The sequence below is a fragment of the Kordia sp. E genome, assembly GCF_056033805.1.
The window spans coordinates 165,828-184,212 of sequence record NZ_JBRASR010000002.1; the positions used below are offsets into that span (position 1 = coordinate 165,828).

Here is an 18,385-nt window from a genome sequence, read left to right on the forward strand (position 1 = left end):
AAACAAGTTATTTTTTTACTTGGTTTATAAGTAGATTGGCAAATTTTGTAAGTTCATCATTTGATAATATACAAGGATTTGTTTTGTGAATTCCTTCAACTTGAATAGCGATTACAACATTCCCCATTCGTATATGCAAACTTTTTTGTTTATGTTCTTTATGATGACCAAAGTAAGCTGCATCTTCAATATCAACATCTGTTGTACTTGTAAATATATAAGCACTTTCACGACTTTTCAGGAAAGCTTGTTCATGAATATTCTTTGCCATTTCTGGATCGTTATAAATGCTTTTTTCATAGTTATTATACTTAACTAACACATATATTTCCGTTCCAAATTCTTCTAAAAGCATTTTGTATTGACAGTTATCTCCCGAACCGTTTTTTGCTTTTTGAATCTTTGGTGTTTTGTCTGAAGTAAAACAAAGCGAGGAAAAATCTATAGATTGATAAAATGTCTCGCAATCTAATTTTGGCGTATAGGTTTTACCCTTTTTACTTTCAGATGTTTCTTGAGTAGTTTTGGGTATTTCTGGAGTATTTTTAGATGTTTCTTTGCAACTATAAAAAAGTGCTAAACAAGCTACTATGAGAATTGTGTTTTTCATTTCAGTTGAGTTTTGGGCAGAACTATACTGTAGTATTTTTTCTATCTCAAATTTATTAAAAACAGAAAAGAGAAGTACCAATTAAGGAATATGATTTCATGACTTGTTGCGTCATTTCGCGAATTGACGCTATACAAATATTTTTAAATCAACCAGTTAGCCTCGAAATGAGCTTGAATGGCGTTTCGTTGTATTTAGAAGAAAATGCACGTTCAAAACTTTTTTTAGATCCAAATCCGCAGGCTTTTGCGATTTCTTCAATTTTATAGCTTCGGAATTTCTTATCATTTTGAATACGATTGTAAGCATATTCAATTCTTAAATCATTTATAAAAACAGAAAATGATTTCTTAGAGTTTTCATTAATGTATTGACTGAGGTAACGTTCAGATTTTATATTGCTGTCCGAACAAAACGATTTTCTAGTAATATTAGGCGTTAAAAACAGTTGTTTTTCTTTTAACTGATCGATTGCAATTTTTATTTTTTCAACTTCACTATCACTGATACTAATTTTTTTGCCTGGTGTTTTTTCTGGAGCAGTATCCGAAACCTTCTTTTTACTTTTTAAGTAATAATGCGCAGCTAAGAAAATTAGCAATAAAAAGATAGAACCGAAAATTAGATACTTTCTAGAGTTTGCTGCTTTAATACTATTTAATTCTCTGCTTTTTTCAATATCGTATAAGTCTCTATATTTCTCTACAGAAAAGCTTAACGAATCGTTTTTAGCTTCATTATAGATTTTGTGATATGCATTTGCCTTTTCTTGGTTGCCTAATGTTTCGTATACTTCAATAAGCTTATTTGCAGCAACTTTTATTTGTTCTGGATCTTTGGTTTCAAAGGTTAGTTTTAAAAATTCATCAAAATATGTAGTAGCTTCTTGTAAAGAATCCTGTTTCACTAAACAATCGCCAATCATAGCATACGCATAGCTTTTAGCATTTAAAAAACTAGTTGAATCTTTTATGGTTTTAAAGTTTAGCTGCTTACAAACCTCATAGTTTTTATTGAAAAAATTATACTGCATGGCAACATGATCGCTCATTTTAACATTCACAGCTGAATTTGCAGTTATTTTGTATGCTTTCGTAAGAGATTTTCCAGCATTTACAGAGTCTTTTTTTCCTAAATATAGATCTGATAATAAAAGATGTGTTTGAACTGCTAAAGATGGATTTTCGTCATTCGCAACTACTAAATTAAAATATTCTATCGATTTATCGTAGTCAGAGATTGCAGAATATATAGCGCCAATCATGAAATTAAATTTCACTTTTTGTGTTTCATCATCAATTAAGTCTAGTGAGTTAAAAGCTTGTTTCAAAGCTTTGTCATAAGATGATTGTATAAACAACACTTTTACCAATTGATAATTGAGCGCAGTTTTATCTTCCTGTTTATGTAGTGTTTTAAGATTGGATTCAATATATATTTTAGCAGAATCTAATTGTGCTTGTGAGATATGGTAATTTACTTTTTGCTGAATAGAATCTATATTTTGCGCATTGATCGTAGTAACAATCAAACCAAGAACAATAAGCTGTATTAGTTTAAATGTCTTCATCTGCGTATTAAAATATATAATATTCATTTCAAAGGATTCTACTAAATTATCTTTTACAATTATTGCTTTTTAATACGATATCAACAATAACTATTTTCTGTTTAAAACTCTGTTGACTATAAAAGTATGTATTCTATCGTTTAAAATATACATGCTAGACTATTAGTTTTGAATAAGAGATGAATTGAATTGATACTTGTGTGTCTTTTAAACAAAAAAAGCCTTGGATTATGAGTTCGCTCCTAAAAATTAATCATTGATTCTTAAATAGTTAACTATTATTTTTCTGCTTAAATTCTCAAATCGTATTCAGAACTGTATTCAATTTTCTGATTATTAATTGGTCAAATATAACTAAACAAGGTTTTTTTCATACTAATTCGTTACTTTTAAAGTCAAACACTTTTTCTAACTCTAAAAGGCATCTACTTTGAAGATTAAAAAATTATGGAAACGAATTTTATTAGGACTAATATTAGTTCCAATTTTAGTAGTAGGAAGTGTTATACTCTATATCCAGAGCAGTCAAAATGAAATTATTAAAGGTGAGATCCAAAAACTAAACAAAGAACACAAAGGTCTTATTACTATTGGTGAAAGTGATTTATCCCTTTTTGGCGATTTCCCATATATCTCTGTAAAAGTATACGATGTCAAAGTTTTTGAAACTAAAGAAGACAATGCACCTGTAATCATGGATGTAGAAGATATCTATGTTGGCTTTAACTTATGGGATATTGTAAATGGAAATTATGACATTCAATCTTTAATTGTAGAAGAAGGTGTTTTTAACCTTGTTATTCATGAAAACAATACGACGAATATTGAAAACTCTTTAGCAAGTACGTCTGAAACAACAAGTTCATCCACCAATGTACATTTCAAAAAAATTGAATTTAAAAATTTAGATATTCACACCTTAGATGAAGCCACCAATACAGATGTGGAAAATTTTATATACTCAGGTAAAGGTAGTTTTAGTGTAAAAGATAATATCATCGCTGGACATGTAGATACAGATTTTGAATTAAACGTGATCTCAGAAGCTATTGTTCCAGATTTTATGAAAAAAAAGCATTTTGAAATTCATACAGATGTTGTATTTAACGAACATACAGGCATTCTTGACATACAACCTTCTGGTGTTAAAATGGAAAATGCCGATTTTGAGTTAAAAGGCTCCATAGATACAAAGAATGATGTAGATCTTGATCTTTATATAAAAGGAGCAAAGCCCAATTTTGACATGCTCATTGCTTTTGCTCCGTCCGATATGATTCCCTTCTTAGAGAAATATAACAACTCTGGTGATATCTATTTTAATGCGACCATCAAAGGAGCTTCAAACAAAGGAAATAGACCTGCTATCAATGCTGAGTTTGGAGCTGGAAAAGCCTTTTTAGAAAATCCTGCAAGAAGAAAGAAGATTGACAATGTCGGCTTCAAAGGACATTTTTCCAATGGAGCCAATAGAGATACCGACACCATGGAGTTTTCACTTACCGATATGACGGCATCTTTGGAGAAAGGAAAATTTAAAGGTTCGTTATTTGTCAAAAATTTTAAATCTCCAGAAGTGGATATGCAAATAAACTCGAACTTCAATCTCGATTTTATTGCTGATTTTTTTGAACTAGAGCAAGTACAAAATGCCTCCGGACAAGTTTCGCTGAAAATGAATTTTCACGATATTATTGATATTGATAACCCCGAAAAGGCATTACAAAAACTGAATCAAGCATACTCTGCAGAATTAATTGTAAAAGATTTAAGTTTAGTTGCCAAAGAACTTCCTGTTCCTTTGGACAGTTTAAATGTACATCTAGTAATGAATGGCAAGGAAGCAACCCTCAACCAGTTTGAATTGTTGATGGGAAATTCAGATCTATCGGTAAGTGGTTTTCTTTCGGACTTACCCGCCATTGTACATCATACTAACATTCCAGTAGAAGCTCATTTAGACATTACCTCTAATTACTTAGATATTGCCCAATTAACTGGTTTTTCAAAACAGGACACGATTCAAACTGGTTTCGATGAACAAATAAAAGACCTAAGCTTGGGACTTTCTTTTAAAGCTTCTGCTAAAGATTTTACTGAATCTAAGTATTTACCGAAAGGTGAATTTTTTATCGATAGTTTATATGCAGAGTTAAAACATTATCCGCATAAACTGCATGATTTCCATGTCGATGTGTTAATCGATAGCGTAGATTTGCAACTAGTAGATTTTACAGGATATATAGATAATAGTAATTTTCATTTTGATGGGCTCATACATGATTATGCCTTTTGGATGCAGCCCGAACTTAACGGAGATGTAGACTTAGATATAAATCTTACTTCTAACAAGTTAAGACTGGAAGATGTTTTTTCGTATAAGGGAGAAAATTATGTTCCAGAAGAATACAGACATGAAGAATTTGATGATTTGGCATTACATTTTGCGGCTAGTATGCATTATAAAGATTCTGCTTTACATTCCATCGATCTAGCTTTAGATAAATTAGACACAAAAATGAAATTGCATCCGCTACGCTTTCACGATTTTAAAGGAAATATACATTACGAAGATCAACATGTGGTGATAAAAGACTTTCATGGAGAAATAGGAACTACCAATTTTAATTTTGATTTAAATTATTATTTAGGGAAAAATCAAGAAATCAAGAAACGAGACAATTATCTCTTCGTAAAAGCAAATTATATCGATTATGATGCACTTTTTAATTTTGATTTAAGTCCACCAAAATCAACAGAAGTTGTTGCATCAAAAACTGCAGATGTAAAAGAACACGCAGATGCTTTCAATTTATATGAGCTGCCATTTACAGACATGCAATTTAAGGTAGATATCGCTCATTTTATTTATCATAGAATTGATCTTAAAAAGATTAAAGCTAACTTAAGAACAACACCCAATCATTACATTTATGTAGATACGTTACATATGGATGCTGCAGGAGGAAATATTCAATTAAGCGGATATTTTAATGGTAGTGATCCAAAACACATTTATCTACAGCCAGATTTGGTTATGAATAATGTTGACTTGGATAAATTGCTGTTCAAATTCGAAAATTTCGGGCAAGACCATCTCGTTTCAGAAAACTTACAAGGAAAACTCACCTCTAGAATTAAAGGAAAGATTAGAGTATACCCAGATATGGTGCCAGATTTGGACCAATCTACTATAGAAATGGATGTAAAAGTATTAAATGGAAGATTAAAAAATTACGATCCAATGCTAGCACTTTCAGATTATATGGGAAATAAAAACCTGCGAAACATTCGGTTTGACACCTTACAGAATAGCTTAGATATACAGAAAGGAAAGATTCATATTCCTTCTATGACGATTGAATCTACTTTGGGGCATATAGAATTGTCTGGCACACATGATAAAGATCAAAATATCGATTATTATTTACGTATTCCATGGAAAACTGTAAGAAAAGCTGCTTGGCGAAAATTATTTGGACGCAAGAAAGATACTATTACTAATCAAGATCAAGAAGAAGAGATTGTAGAAATAGATCCTAACAAACGAACAAGATATCTCAATATAAAGGTCAAAGGGAACATAAATGACTATAAGATTTCATTGGGTAAAAAGAAGAAGAAAAAATAAAAGTATATCACACTAGTAATCGTTGCATAAGTGTATTTCAAACAATTACAACGTAAAAACTCTAGATAGTTCAACAAAACTATATTCAATTTTGTATTTATTTTGAAGAAAATTGTCGAATAAAAAAAAGCTTCACATTTCTGTGAAGCTTTGCTTAGTAGCGGGAACTGGACTCGAACCAGTGACCTTCGGGTTATGAGCCCGACGAGCTACCTACTGCTCTATCCCGCGCTATTGGATTGCAAATATACAAGGTTTTTTAATTCTACCAACAAAAAAATAATTTTTTTTATTGTTCTATGTTTCTTGCCTGAAATCCGCTTATTTCCCCATCTTCACTAACAACCTCTAACTCAATCGGATTGCAGCAAACTTCGCAGTCTTCAATGTATTTTTGAGAGTACACAGAAGTATCAATTAACATAGAAATTTCTTCCCAACAGTAGGGACATTGAAAGAAATGTTCGTTCATATTAGCTTAATTCGTCCATTTGTTCTTGCAATTCTTCCCAATCTTCCATCAAAGTTTCTAAAGTTTTCTTTTTTCCTTGATATGTATCAAAGAAATCTGGCTTTGCAATGGTTTCTTCATAATTTATCGCCAATTCCATGTCAATGTCTTTGATTTCTTTTTCTAGATCAGAAATAGTACGTTCAACTTTATTGAGTTTGTTATTGAGTGATTTTAACTTTTTCTGCGCTTCGTACGATTGCTTTGTGTCTTCACTTTTTACAACTTCTTGCTTTATAACTGTGCGTTTTTCAACTTCACGCATATCAGCCACTTTTCGCTCATCTAAGTAATAATTAATATCACCTAAATATTCTTTTATCTTTTGATCTTTGAATTCATATACTTTATTGGTTAATCCTTGTAAAAAGTCACGATCATGCGACACTAAGATTAATGTTCCTTCAAAGTTTTGTAATGCCGTTTTTAGAACGTTTTTGGATTTAATGTCTAAGTGATTTGTTGGCTCATCCATCACCAATACATTGAAAGGCTGCAACAACATTTTACATAATGCCAATCGATTTCGTTCACCTCCAGAAAGTACTTTTACTTTTTTTTCTGCTTCTTCTCCTCTAAACAAGAAGGCACCAAGCATGTCGCGTACTTTTGGTCGTGTTTTTTCATCCGCAGCTTCAATCATCGTTTCTTCAGCAGTCAATTCGCCATCCAAATATTCTGCTTGATTTTGCGCAAAGTATCCGATTTGAACATTGTGTCCTAATTCGAACCTTCCTTCATGTGGAATTTCATTGACAATTATTTTTGCCAAAGTAGATTTTCCTTGACCATTTTGACCAACAAACGCAATTTTACTGTTTCTTTCTACAAATAAATCAACATTTGATAGTACTTGCTTTTCACCATAGTGTTTGGACACATTTTCACCTTCCAAAACTACTTTTCCTGGTTGAATTGATACAGGGAATTTAATCGTCATTACACTGTTATCATCTTCATCTACCGCAATACGATCAATTTTCTCCAGCTTTTTAATCAGTGATTGTGCCATCGTAGCTTTTGACGCTTTCGCGCGAAATTTCTCGATAAGCTTTTCTGTATGTTGAATGTGCTTTTCTTGATTTTTCTGTGTTGCCAATTGCTGTTCGCGAATTTCTTGTCGTAAGACTAAGTATTTCGTATATGGCTTATTGTAATCATAGATTCTACCTAACGAAATTTCAATAGTTCTGTTTGTTACATTATCCAAAAACATTTTATCATGCGAAACAATGATGACAACACCTGTAAACGATTTTAAGAACTGTTCTAACCAAATGATAGATTCTATATCTAAATGGTTTGTTGGCTCATCTAGAAGCAAGATATCGTTCTTTTGCAGTAAGAGTTTTGCCAATTCAATTCGCATACGCCAACCTCCAGAAAATGTTTCTGTTTTTTTATCAAAATCTTCTCGCTTGAATCCTAAACCTTGTAATACTCTTTCCGTATCACCTTTGTAATTGTAACCACCTAATATTTCATATCGCGATGTAAACTCACTCAAGTCTACAATCAATTGATTATATGATTCACTATCATAATCTGTTCGTTCTGATAGTTGATGATTTATTTGATCAATTTTGAGTTCTAACTCACGAATTTCTTCAAATGCTTCATAGCTTTCTTCTAAAACCGTTCTTCCTTGTACAAACTCAATATCCTGTTTTAGAAAACCGATGGCAATATCTTTGTCTGTAGCAATTTCGCCTTCATCAGGTTCATTTTCTTTAGCAAGAATTTTTAAGAGTGTCGATTTCCCTGCGCCATTTTTCCCGATCAAACCAACACGATCACCTGCATTTAAACGAAAAGCAATGTCTTTAAATAAGTATGTTCCGCCAAAGGCAACAGCGATGTTATGAATATTTATCATATGTGTGACAAAAGTTACAATGTTTCTAAATTGGAAGTCTTATTTTTGTTTTTCGTAAGACTCGCTATAAATATTTTACAAATGTTAAAAAAAGGATCGAAATTATATAGTATTTTAACGGGAAGTTGCCCAAAATGTCATAATGAACGCATGTACGAAGAGAAAAATCCGTATAAGCTTGCTAGAACTTTGAAAATGCACGAAAAATGTTCGCATTGTGGAACTCGTTATAAGATTGAACCTTCTTTTTTTTACGGCGCTATGTATGTGAGTTATGGAGTTGGAATTGGGTTTGCATTTGTTGCCTTTATGGTTTCTCGATGGCTTTTAGGAACTAGCTTATTGACTTCCTTTTTTGCTATTATGGGTACATTAATTGGTTTTATGCCTGTAATTATGCGCGTGTCTCGAAATATTTGGATCAATCTTTTTATGTCTTACGACAAGAATTTAGATAAAAAACATTCTTAGCTTATTTCCACTTTTGATGCTTTCTGAAGGTGTTCAAAGCGCTTGATATTGATATCATCTGGTAATTCAACTTGATGCTCTAGATGCGCATACAACTGTTTTGCCACTGTTGGTCCAACCATAACGCCACGCGTTCCCAAACCATTTAATACACCTAATTGTGAATACTTTGAATGTGTTCCAATTAACGGTCTTCTATCGACTACAGTTGGACGAATTCCTGCTACTTGATCAATAATTTCATAATCACATGTAATAAGCTTAGAGAGTTTTTCTATGAGTTCCTGTTTTGCTTCTTCTGTTATTGTATGCGTTTTGTCTTTCCAATCATACGTTGCACCAACCGTGTAGATGTCATTTCCTTGTGGAATGATAAAGACAGAAGATTTTAATACATACTCCATTTTTAAATCTGGAGCTTTTATGAATAGTAATTCGCCTTTGGTTCCTTTTAGTGGTAAATAACTAAAGTATGGATTGAATTTGACTCCGAAACCTTCACAGAAAATAATTTTCTTGGCTTTTATTGTTTGATAACGTACTGAATCTTCTTCAATAATGAGATCAGCATACTGGAAACGTTCACTTAGTATTGCATTTTTTTCTTTTAGATATTCGCGATACGCTTCTAATAATTTACCTGTACGAACTCTTCCTGTTTTCATTACTTTTCCTAATGAGAAAGGCGCATTTACAGCTTCATTTGTATTTTGAATGAGAGTTGCATCTAAGTATTGTGAAAGCTTTGGTTTATCGGAAGCTTCAAACCACATATTTTGTTCTTCAATAGCAGAAAACCTTCTCACTACTGAAATTTTTTCATCAAACGTTTTTGCTAATTTTTCCTCTAACTTATCATAGAAAGGCAATGCAACTGCTAATTGTTCATCCGCATTCCAAACTGGCGTGAATCTTTTTAGTATAACTGGATTGTATAGTCCACCAGCAACTGTAGATGCATGTTGTGAATTGTCTTCATATACAACAAATTCTTTTCCTGCTGCTTCTAGTTCTTCACAAAAAGCAATTCCTGCCAAACCTAATCCGACAATTATATAATCTACCATAGTGCAAAAGTAAAAGGTATTGATTCTTAGTACAAGTTCAGAGCTAAAATAATTCAGATAAAAAAAATAATAACTCTAATTGAGTTTCTCTAAAACAAAAAACGCTCACTATAATAGTGAGCGTTTATATTGTTATGTTATGAATGTGTTAGTAATTCCACATGTCTTGTTCTCTTCCTCTGATCTTATCTTTGATACGTTCAGATTCTAATAACTGCATCAATGAGTTTTCACGAACATAGTCTTTGACACGCCTATCGCCTTGTACATTTTCTTCTTTATAGATCAATCCGTTAAAACGTCGTGCGTTTAATACGTGATCAAAAGATAATGGTTTGGCAGCATTACGGTCATTGAATGCTTTTGCTTCATGAAGTATTTCTCTAGCGTCTGGATAGAATACCCAAAATAGTTCAACTAAATCTTGTTGACCTTCGAGATCAATAAAGTTTACGTCTGGCGCAACTGGTGCGATAGCTAATAATCTAAATTTTAATTCTCCTTGACGTTTGTCAAAATACCATACACCTTTGACTCTGTATTCTTCAATATCTGCAGAAGTTAAATCTCTAACATTGATATACTCATCTGATAGTTTTTCACCAGCATTTAACTGTTCTTTACCAACATCAGTTGTATCAACTTTTCTAAGTGTAGCTTTAATATCATCGTATGATCTTTCAGATGTAAAATTCCCATCACCATATACTTTCTTGATGTTTCCATTTTTTACATTCGTCAATAATACATCATATAGAGAACGTCTGTCATTACGTATTCCAATGGTATCTATTGGATAGTACAATGGAAAGTTTACTCTTTCATCAAGATCTATGATTTCCCATGTTGTAGCTGACCAAAGAATATCTCTATCATCTACATATCCATAAGGTAATGGACCATCGTTATCTGCATCTTTTTGTGCTTGCGTTTTCACTCCAATTTCACCTGGATCTTTAGCATTCAATAGATTTGCCTGCCCAAGAACTGTTCCTGAAATTAGTAGCGTAATTGCTGCAGTAAATAAACCTCTCCAATTCATAACAAATGTTTTTTTTAATTTAGTTTGTAATCTCAATAATTACAGGCGAAACTTTTTTAACGAAATACCCTGAGTTTGTAGCAAGTTTTGCATTAATGTCAAAAACTTGAACGCTTTGTCCTCTTTTTGCTCTAGATAAAGCTGCTTTAGCTCTACTATCTAATCGACTTCCATTTACTTTGATTGTTGGTTGTCCTGGTACTTTGAAACTAAATCCATTGACTTTAAGTTTTAAATCAAAATCAAAGTCTTCAAGGATAGCTCCTACAGTAACCTTAGATAAGTTGTTTTTACTCATTTTTAAGCTTCCGAATTCTCCTCTTACTGTTCCAGTTGGACGAGGAATATCTTTTATTCTAAATACTGCTTTATCAGGTGCTGTACTTCCATCGTCTAATTTTGCAGTTACATTAATTGTAACTTCTCTTCCAGCTCCAGGCTTCATTGTATACTTTCCGTTTCCAACTTTAGTTAATCCAGGTGCATTCGCCGTAACTTTGTTATCAGAAACTCCTGCAAAAGAAATTGTCATTGGATTCACAACCCCACGATATACAACGTTCATCTTATCAGCAGAAATTGTTGCCGAGTTAGGACGTGGTACAACTACGTAGTTTGCTTCGATAGGAATTTTTAAGTTCTCTCCGTTTTCAATAAACGTAAATTCTCCATCAATAGTATGCTCTCCTACATTACCTACGTTAAAATCTAATTTTACAGCACCTAATGAATCAATTGATTCACCGATGTTGATATCATTTCCTTTTACCGTAAGTTTTGTTGGTGTTACATTTTCGTATTTACCGATTACTACTTTTCCTTTGAATGATTCACCTGCGAAAAATGCTGATTTTTCAGCAAGTACAATTGCTTTGTACTTTCTTAATGTAATTGCATCTTCTAATGAGTTTCCTAAGAATAAGTTGTATGCTGCAGATTCAGATACTTTAACATCATTTTGCATTGCTGTTAGTTTCGTATATGAAGCAATTGATGGATATCCATTAAAGTTATACTCTAACCAGTTTAATTTTTTACCATCTTTATTTTCAACATCACTTAAATCGAAACGATTGTTGAAATTTTCTTGAACTTTTAAATACGATTTATCTTTATCAAAGATTTCATTCATATCAGCTTTGTAAGCTTCGATACGTGCAACAATTGCTTGACCTCTTTTAGATAATCTATCTCCAGTAAACCAATATTCGTTAAGAAAATCACTTTTTTCCATTGATTGAAAAGGCAAAACTCCTCTATCATCAGCTTTAAATTTTCCTCTATCAAGAATATCTTTTTCTTTTACTTCTGCTAAGAATGCATAGAAATCATTAGATATTCTACTTACATCTTGTGCTAATGCATAAGGTACAGCGAATTTCTCTTTCTTTTCTTTTGCTTTTTCTTTTAATCCTTCAAGCATATTATTGTTAGTCTCAGACGCCGTAACGTTAGAAACAGCAAACTTTTGTTCCATTTGCCCAAATGCTGATAATACTTCTTTTGACATTTGCATTGCCATCATTGCGATGAAAACCAAATACATCAAGTTAATCATTTTCTGCCTTGCAGATGCTTTTCCTCCTGCCATGTCTAATTAGCTTTTAGTTAATTTTTGTTGAATTAAGTTATATTACTAATTAGTTTTTGTTCATCGCTGATAACATTCCACCGTATACACCATTTAATGATGAAAGGTTAGATGCTAGAGATTGCATTTGCTCTTTTAATTTCGTTGCATTTTCAACAGCTTCTTCGTTGATTGTTGCTTGACGATTAGCGCTTTCCATTTGTACTTTGTAAAGGCTATTTAAAGATTCCATTTGTGCAGCAGCTAAAGACATTTGCTCTCCATATTTCTTAGTAGAAGAAATTGCGTCAACTGTTGGAGAAATGCTTTTTGCAGCTCCTTCAAAGTTACGTATACTTGATCCTAAGCTTGTCATTAACTCACTGTCAATTTTAGCATCTTTTAATAAGTTATCTAATTTCTTAGATAATAATCCTTCTGCATCTGTAGCTTCTTGCTTTTTAGCTTTTGCTTTTGCAGATCCTCCAGATAATTCTGGATATACTAGAGACCAATCAAGGTCATCTTGTTGTCTTTCAAAGGCTGAATATGTAAATACTAGTGCTTCTACAATCATTCCAAGCGTTAAAATCTCACTTCCGTAAGGCCAGTGTTGAATTTTAAATAATGCTCCTACAATTACAATTGCCGCTCCAAGTCCATAAACCATGTTCGTTAGCGTGATCTTGCCATTCTTTGCCATAATAATCTAATTTTAGTTTAGTGTTTAGTTAATAAAATTTAAGTGTTGGGTTTACCTAATATTTTTTTGTTGAATTATGAATTATCTTTTTCCGGTACCTACAACATCAGTTCCCATGTAGCTTTGTACTGTTCTGAACCCGATGTAACTTCTTGCTGAGTCTCTGTATTCGAAATCTCTAGTGTTTACTTGTAAGAAGTATTCAACGTCTTTCCACGATCCACCACGAATTACTTTACGTGCATTTAGTGTATCGTTTACGTTAGGACTCATTGTAGACATGTACTCATATGAACTAGGATCGTAAGATGATGCTGTCCATTCTGCTACATTTCCAGCCATGTTGTATAGGTTAAAATCATTTGGCTCATAAGCATCAGCTTCTACGGTGTATAATGCTTGATCTGCCGCGTAATTACCTCTTAATGGCTTAAAGTTCGCCAAGAAACATCCTCTATCATTCATTGTGTAAGGTCCTCCCCAAGGATAGGTAGCTCCTTCTAAACCACCTCTTGCAGCATATTCCCATTCTGCTTCAGATGGTAATCTGAATTTGTTGATTTGATGACGTTTTCTTTCTCTTCTGTAGATGTTCTTTTTTAGTGTTCTCCACTCACAAAATGCTTTTGCTTGTTTCCAAGTAACACCTACTACTGGGTAGTCATTGTATGCATCATGCCAAAAGTAGTCATTATGCATAGGCTCGTTATACGAGTATTCGAAATCTCTGATCCATACTGTAGTATCAGGATATATTTCTAAGTTTTCTCTTTTGATAAAATCTGAACGCTTTAAACCAGTATTTCTAGTGTTTTTAGCAGCACTTTCGATATCCATCCAAGTGTATTGGAATCTCACCTTTGTCCAATCTATAGTACGTTGTCCGTTGTATGCTTCTGCTTCAGGAATTAACATAGAATCCATTACTTCTGCATAAAACTCGTCTGGAATTTCTGAATAGTCCCAAATTAGATCTATATCTTGGTTTAGACGTCTACCTTCATAACCAGTAGGTCCCATTCCGGCATAGTTATCTATATTATACTTTTCCCATGCAGTTATGTCTGTAGTGTCTGCATCTTTAAAAATATATTTTGCAATTCCATCTTCGTCAGGATCTGTTTTCCCTTCTTCATCAGCTAGTATTGCTAATTTAGTACGGATTATAGAATCCCTAACCCAATATACGAATTCTCTGTATTCACTGTTTGTGATTTCAGTTTCATCCATGTAAAATGAAGGAACGGTAACTGTTTTTGTGGGTGCATTTTTGGTTTGAGCAATGTCGTCATCGGATTTACCCATGATGAAGGATCCACCTGGGACTAGCGTCATCCCATAAGGTTTTTCGGGATGCCATTTTTTACCTTTGACACCGACTAGCTCACCTCTATCTTTAGAACCACAGCTATAAAGAAATGCTAAAACGGCTGTTAATACAACAATCTTTTTCATACGGAAATATTGAGGTTAATACGTTTTTTATAGATTTTAAGGGCGTAAACCTATCTATTTATTTTCAAAAAAACAATTTTTTATTCTAAAAACTAATGGTTTTGAATTGCTTTTTTTAAATATCATTTTAAGGTTTTCTTAACACGCTTATTTAATTTATACTTTTTTTATACGCCATCCACCATCTTTCAGGGATTATTTGGTTGCATGCATTCAAATAATCTTGGTGTGTGCAAGGTAATAACGTATGTCTTTTTAATTTATTATTCAAACTTGAAATAAATGGTATTTCTATCCACCATCTTTCAGTTCTATTACTTTTATAGAAAATCATCTCTTCTCTATCATTTGGCACAATATACTTTAAATAGTCGTCTTTTGAGGCAAAAGGGTAATCATTAACACGATAATTTACACCTTCAATGAAATACCAGATCATTTGCGCCACCAACATTGCTGTTATTTCTTCATCTTTTGAGTTTTTATATTCAAAAATTCCAAATGACGAAACTTTGTCACTTATTCCCGCATAACGACTGATAGCACATATTTCTTTTCCATCTAAACCATTTGGTGATGTGTTTTGATTTCCGCTTACTTCTGAAGCTTTTACGGCTGATAAATCAATTCCGACAATATCGGCATCACGTGTAATTGGTTCTACAATACTGATATCATTTGAAACTTGTCCTAAACGATATGCATCAAAAAATAGTTTTTGCATTAAATCTATTTCTTCTTGTGAATTGAAATAGGTTTGATATCCAATATTACTGTAATTAAATAGATTGTGCGGCGCTTCCATGATAATTTTTCCCATGTACGTATGATTACTTACCGTTTGGGTAACAGCGCCAAAATCAAATTTACTATCTACATTTACAATATTCACCATTTGCTCAAGGTTATCATATGCTCTATACATAGCATACATTAAATCCTGACTTCCACCAATGATGATAGGAATAATATTCTTTTTTAATAACGGCTCCATAATTGTTTTTAAAGCTGCGTATGTATCGTTTACTGACGCACCTTTGTATAGATTTCCTAAATCCACAATTTTTTCACTCCAGTTTCCTGGAAATAGGCCGTATAATGCTTTACGAATTTCTAATATATTAAGTTCTTCACCTAAGTAATTGATGTCACTACGGTTTTCTAATACTCCTATAATAGCGAATTTTGCATCTGCAATCGCTTCAGGAATTCCGTTTTTAGATGTATGTACTGTTATTTGATTCCCAAATGCTTGATTTGACAATAACTCATTATGAGCCATTAATAAATCGTTGACAGGAGATAAAAATTGCAACTCCATTATTTTTTAGCTTTTGCTTTTGCCTTTGGTTTCGCCTTTGCTTTTGCTTTCGTTTTTTTCTTTGGAGCTTTGTCCTCTATCATTTTCTGAACTTCTTCTAAGGTTAATTTTGTAGCATCAACCGTTTTTGGAAGTTCTATTTTTATTTTTCCTTTGAGAATATTGCTTCTTCCCCAACGTGCTTTTTCTACGCGGATTCCTTCTGCTTCCCAATTATGAATTACTTTATCGCGTTCTTTCTGCTTTTTATCTTCTATCAATTCTTCAATATCAGCTTGTGAAAGATTATCAAAATCGTATTTTTTGTTTACGTTGATAAAGATTCCGTTCCATTTTAAGAAAGGTCCAAAACGTCCAACACCTTTTGTTACACCAAGACCTTCATATTCAGCAATTGGTGCATCTGCTAATTCACGTGCTTTGATTAGCTCTAACGCTCTATCCATTTCTACACTTAGTGGATCTTCGCCTTTATCTAAGGAAATGAATTTTTTACCAAGCTTCACATATGGACCAAAACGACCATTATTTACCTCAACCGTCTCTCCTTTGTATTCTCCTAATGTTTTTGGCAATTGGAATAAATCCATTGCTTGCTCAAAAGTGATTGTATTTAATTGTTGATCTGGACTTAAACTTGCAAATTTTGGTTTGTCTTCATCGTCTACAGTTCCAATTTGAACCATTGGTCCAAATTTCCCCAAACGCACACTTACTTGTTTTCCACTTTCAGGATCTTTCCCTAAGATACGCTCTCCAGATTCTCGTTCTGCATTTTCTTTTACATCTTCTACTTTTGGATGGAAATCGCTGTAGAAACTTTTCATCATCACTTTCCATTCTTCATTTCCAGATGCAATATCATCAAAGTCTTGCTCTACTTTTGCCGTAAAGTTATAATCTAAGATTGAAGAGAAGTTTTTTACTAAGAAATCATTTACAATCATCCCAATATCCGTTGGAACTAATTTCCCTTTGTCCGAACCAACTTTTTCAGTAAGTTCTTTTTCAATGATTTTATCACTTTTTAATAAAAGTTGTTCATATTGTCTCTCTACACCTTCAACAGTTCCTTTTTCAATATATCCTCTGTTCTGAATGGTAGAAATTGTTGGCGCGTATGTTGACGGACGTCCAATTCCTAACTCTTCTAATTGCTTTACCAAAGAAGCTTCCGTAAATCTGTATGGTGCTTTTGTATAGCGTTGCGTAGCCGAAATGAACTCGTTTGTCAGTTGTTCACCAACTTTTAATGCTGGCAACATTCCATCTTGCTCTTCTTCGTCATCATCTTTTCCTTCAAGGTATACTTTTAGGAAACCTTCAAATTTTAACACTTCTCCGTTTGCTGTAAAACGCTCTCCGTGTGTATTTGCTTCTATTTTTGCGTTGGTACGCTCTAATTTTGCATCACTCATTTGAGAAGCCAACGTACGTTTCCATATTAATTCATACAAACGAACTTGATCATATTCCGCACTTACCGTATGGTTTTCCATATTGGTAGGACGAATTGCCTCGTGTGCCTCTTGTGCTCCTTTTGCTTTACTTTTATAGTTTCTTGGGTGACTGTATTCTTCTCCATATGAACGAATGATTTCTTCTTGCGCTGCATTTTTTGCATCGTTAGAAAGGTTCACACTATCCGTTCTCATATATGTAATGTAACCAGCTTCATATAAACGTTGCGCCAATGTCATCGTTTTACTTACTGAGAAATATAGCTTTCGCGATGCTTCTTGTTGTAAGGTTGATGTTGTAAATGGTGCCGCTGGTGATTTTTTAGCTGGCTTAGTTTCTAGGTTTGCAATTTTGAAGTCTGCACCTACATTTTTAGCTAAGAAATCTTTTGCTTCTTGATGTGTTGGAAATGTTTTATTAAGTCTGGCTTTGAATTTTTTCCCTTGTGAGTTTAAAAATTCTGCAGCTACTTTAAAAGATACTTGTGGTTTAAAGTCTTGAATACTTCGTTCACGTTCTACAATTAAACGAACAGAAACTGACTGCACTCTTCCGGCAGATAATCCACCTTTTACTTTTCTCCAGAGTACTGGCGACAATTCGTATCCAACCAATCTATCTAAGATTCTTCGGGCTTGTTGCGCATTTACTAAGTTATAATCAATATCTCTAGGATTATCAATTGCTTTAAGAATGGCAGTTTTTGTAATTTCATGAAAAACAATTCGCTTTGTACGTTCTGGCGTAAGCTTTAATGTCTCAGCTAAATGCCATGCAATTGCTTCTCCTTCACGATCCTCATCACTTGCGAGCCAAACCATTTCTGCTTTTTTCGCTAAGTCTTTTAATTTTTTTACTACTGCTTTTTTGTCATCAGAGACTATATATTGAGGCTCAAAATCACCCTCTACATTCACACCTAATTCTTTGGATGGTAAGTCAGCAATATGCCCAAAACTCGATTCTACTTTGAATTCTTTTCCAAGAAATTTTTCAATCGTTTTCGCTTTTGCAGGTGACTCAACAATTACCAGATTCTTTGCCATATATTGTTATTTCAGAGTACAAAAGTATGTAGATTTTTAAAAACGGACACA

The 18,385-nt window shown here is 33.1% G+C and carries 13 protein-coding genes and 1 tRNA gene; 2 read left to right on the top strand and 12 right to left on the bottom strand.

The genetic code is table 11. The features are described from left to right. Window positions 1-7: 7 nt before the first annotated feature. Together ACUUYC_RS03565 and ACUUYC_RS03570 are read right to left on the bottom strand one after the other, a co-directional pair. Window positions 8-610, bottom strand: a complete 603-nt coding sequence (locus tag ACUUYC_RS03565; RefSeq protein ID WP_474263921.1) for a hypothetical protein — start codon at window positions 608-610, stop codon at window positions 8-10. 148 nt (window positions 611-758) lie between these two features. Further along, on the bottom strand, window positions 759-2,180 hold the full coding sequence (locus ACUUYC_RS03570) for a helix-turn-helix domain-containing protein (RefSeq protein ID WP_474263923.1): 1,422 nt from the start codon (window positions 2,178-2,180) through the stop codon (window positions 759-761). A 430-nt stretch (window positions 2,181-2,610) separates the two neighbouring features. Between ACUUYC_RS03570 and ACUUYC_RS03575 the strand changes: the two genes are divergently transcribed. Next, window positions 2,611-5,811, top strand: coding sequence for an AsmA family protein (locus ACUUYC_RS03575; protein ID WP_474263925.1), 3,201 nt, complete (start codon window positions 2,611-2,613; stop codon window positions 5,809-5,811). 158 nt (window positions 5,812-5,969) lie between these two features. Here the strand turns inward: ACUUYC_RS03575 and ACUUYC_RS03580 are convergent. The 3 genes from ACUUYC_RS03580 to abc-f all read right to left on the bottom strand — a co-directional run bounded on the left by ACUUYC_RS03580 (window position 5,970) and on the right by abc-f (window position 8,198). Continuing rightward, window positions 5,970-6,042: transfer RNA gene (locus tag ACUUYC_RS03580), tRNA-Met, on the bottom strand. Window positions 6,043-6,100: 58 nt separating this feature from the next. Beyond that, window positions 6,101-6,283 carry a CPXCG motif-containing cysteine-rich protein gene (locus ACUUYC_RS03585; protein WP_474263927.1) on the bottom strand — a complete coding sequence of 61 codons (183 nt, stop codon included), beginning with the start codon at window positions 6,281-6,283 and terminating at the stop codon, window positions 6,101-6,103. Between the two features lies 1 nt (window position 6,284). Beyond that, window positions 6,285-8,198, bottom strand: coding sequence for a ribosomal protection-like ABC-F family protein (gene abc-f, locus ACUUYC_RS03590; protein ID WP_474263929.1), 1,914 nt, complete (start codon window positions 8,196-8,198; stop codon window positions 6,285-6,287). An 81-nt stretch (window positions 8,199-8,279) separates the two neighbouring features. Here abc-f and ACUUYC_RS03595 point away from each other — a divergent pair, with 81 nt between their 5' ends. Beyond that, complete coding sequence (locus tag ACUUYC_RS03595) at window positions 8,280-8,669, top strand: DUF983 domain-containing protein (RefSeq protein WP_474263931.1); 390 nt, start codon at window positions 8,280-8,282, stop codon at window positions 8,667-8,669. Here the strand turns inward: ACUUYC_RS03595 and ACUUYC_RS03600 are convergent. From ACUUYC_RS03600 to topA, 7 genes are all read right to left on the bottom strand, one after another. Next, a complete protein-coding gene (locus tag ACUUYC_RS03600; protein WP_474263934.1) occupies window positions 8,666-9,736 on the bottom strand; it encodes an NAD(P)/FAD-dependent oxidoreductase in 1,071 nt (356 codons plus the stop codon). The two genes, ACUUYC_RS03595 and ACUUYC_RS03600, sit on opposite strands and share 4 nt — an antisense overlap. 148 nt (window positions 9,737-9,884) lie before the next feature. Beyond that, window positions 9,885-10,778, bottom strand: coding sequence for a type IX secretion system ring subunit PorN/GldN (gene porN / locus ACUUYC_RS03605; protein ID WP_474263936.1), 894 nt, complete (start codon window positions 10,776-10,778; stop codon window positions 9,885-9,887). Between the two features lie 19 nt (window positions 10,779-10,797). Then, window positions 10,798-12,369 (bottom strand): type IX secretion system motor protein PorM/GldM, encoded by a 1,572-nt coding sequence (porM, locus tag ACUUYC_RS03610; protein ID WP_474263938.1) that lies wholly within the window; start codon window positions 12,367-12,369, stop codon window positions 10,798-10,800. A gap of 49 nt (window positions 12,370-12,418) precedes the next feature. Beyond that, complete coding sequence (gene porL / locus ACUUYC_RS03615) at window positions 12,419-13,051, bottom strand: type IX secretion system motor protein PorL/GldL (RefSeq protein ID WP_474263940.1); 633 nt, start codon at window positions 13,049-13,051, stop codon at window positions 12,419-12,421. Window positions 13,052-13,132: 81 nt separating this feature from the next. Further along, entirely contained in the window at window positions 13,133-14,506 is a 1,374-nt protein-coding gene (gene porK / locus ACUUYC_RS03620) for a T9SS ring complex lipoprotein PorK/GldK (RefSeq protein WP_474263942.1), read from the bottom strand. A 151-nt stretch (window positions 14,507-14,657) separates the two neighbouring features. Next, window positions 14,658-15,827 carry a formimidoylglutamase gene (locus ACUUYC_RS03625; RefSeq protein WP_474263944.1) on the bottom strand — a complete coding sequence of 390 codons (1,170 nt, stop codon included), beginning with the start codon at window positions 15,825-15,827 and terminating at the stop codon, window positions 14,658-14,660. Beyond that, window positions 15,827-18,334 (bottom strand): type I DNA topoisomerase, encoded by a 2,508-nt coding sequence (topA, locus tag ACUUYC_RS03630; protein ID WP_474263945.1) that lies wholly within the window; start codon window positions 18,332-18,334, stop codon window positions 15,827-15,829. The genes ACUUYC_RS03625 and topA overlap by 1 nt, the downstream gene beginning before the upstream one ends. Between the last annotated feature and the right edge of the window lie 51 nt (window positions 18,335-18,385).

What these genes read in the sequence shown, in the direction of transcription:
- abc-f (WP_474263929.1), bottom strand. Translation starts at nt 8,198, where the DNA reads ATGATAAATATTCATAACATCGCTGTTGCCTTTGGCGGAACATACTTA.
- porM (WP_474263938.1), bottom strand. Translation starts at nt 12,369, where the DNA reads ATGGCAGGAGGAAAAGCATCTGCAAGGCAGAAAATGATTAACTTGATG.
- ACUUYC_RS03565 (WP_474263921.1), bottom strand. Translation starts at nt 610, where the DNA reads ATGAAAAACACAATTCTCATAGTAGCTTGTTTAGCACTTTTTTATAGT.
- porL (WP_474263940.1), bottom strand. Translation starts at nt 13,051, where the DNA reads ATGGCAAAGAATGGCAAGATCACGCTAACGAACATGGTTTATGGACTT.
- ACUUYC_RS03625 (WP_474263944.1), bottom strand. Translation starts at nt 15,827, where the DNA reads ATGGAGTTGCAATTTTTATCTCCTGTCAACGATTTATTAATGGCTCAT.
- porN (WP_474263936.1), bottom strand. Translation starts at nt 10,778, where the DNA reads ATGAATTGGAGAGGTTTATTTACTGCAGCAATTACGCTACTAATTTCA.
- ACUUYC_RS03585 (WP_474263927.1), bottom strand. Translation starts at nt 6,283, where the DNA reads ATGAACGAACATTTCTTTCAATGTCCCTACTGTTGGGAAGAAATTTCT.
- porK (WP_474263942.1), bottom strand. Translation starts at nt 14,506, where the DNA reads ATGAAAAAGATTGTTGTATTAACAGCCGTTTTAGCATTTCTTTATAGC.
- topA (WP_474263945.1), bottom strand. Translation starts at nt 18,334, where the DNA reads ATGGCAAAGAATCTGGTAATTGTTGAGTCACCTGCAAAAGCGAAAACG.
- ACUUYC_RS03595 (WP_474263931.1), top strand. Translation starts at nt 8,280, where the DNA reads ATGTTAAAAAAAGGATCGAAATTATATAGTATTTTAACGGGAAGTTGC.
- ACUUYC_RS03600 (WP_474263934.1), bottom strand. Translation starts at nt 9,736, where the DNA reads ATGGTAGATTATATAATTGTCGGATTAGGTTTGGCAGGAATTGCTTTT.
- ACUUYC_RS03570 (WP_474263923.1), bottom strand. Translation starts at nt 2,180, where the DNA reads ATGAAGACATTTAAACTAATACAGCTTATTGTTCTTGGTTTGATTGTT.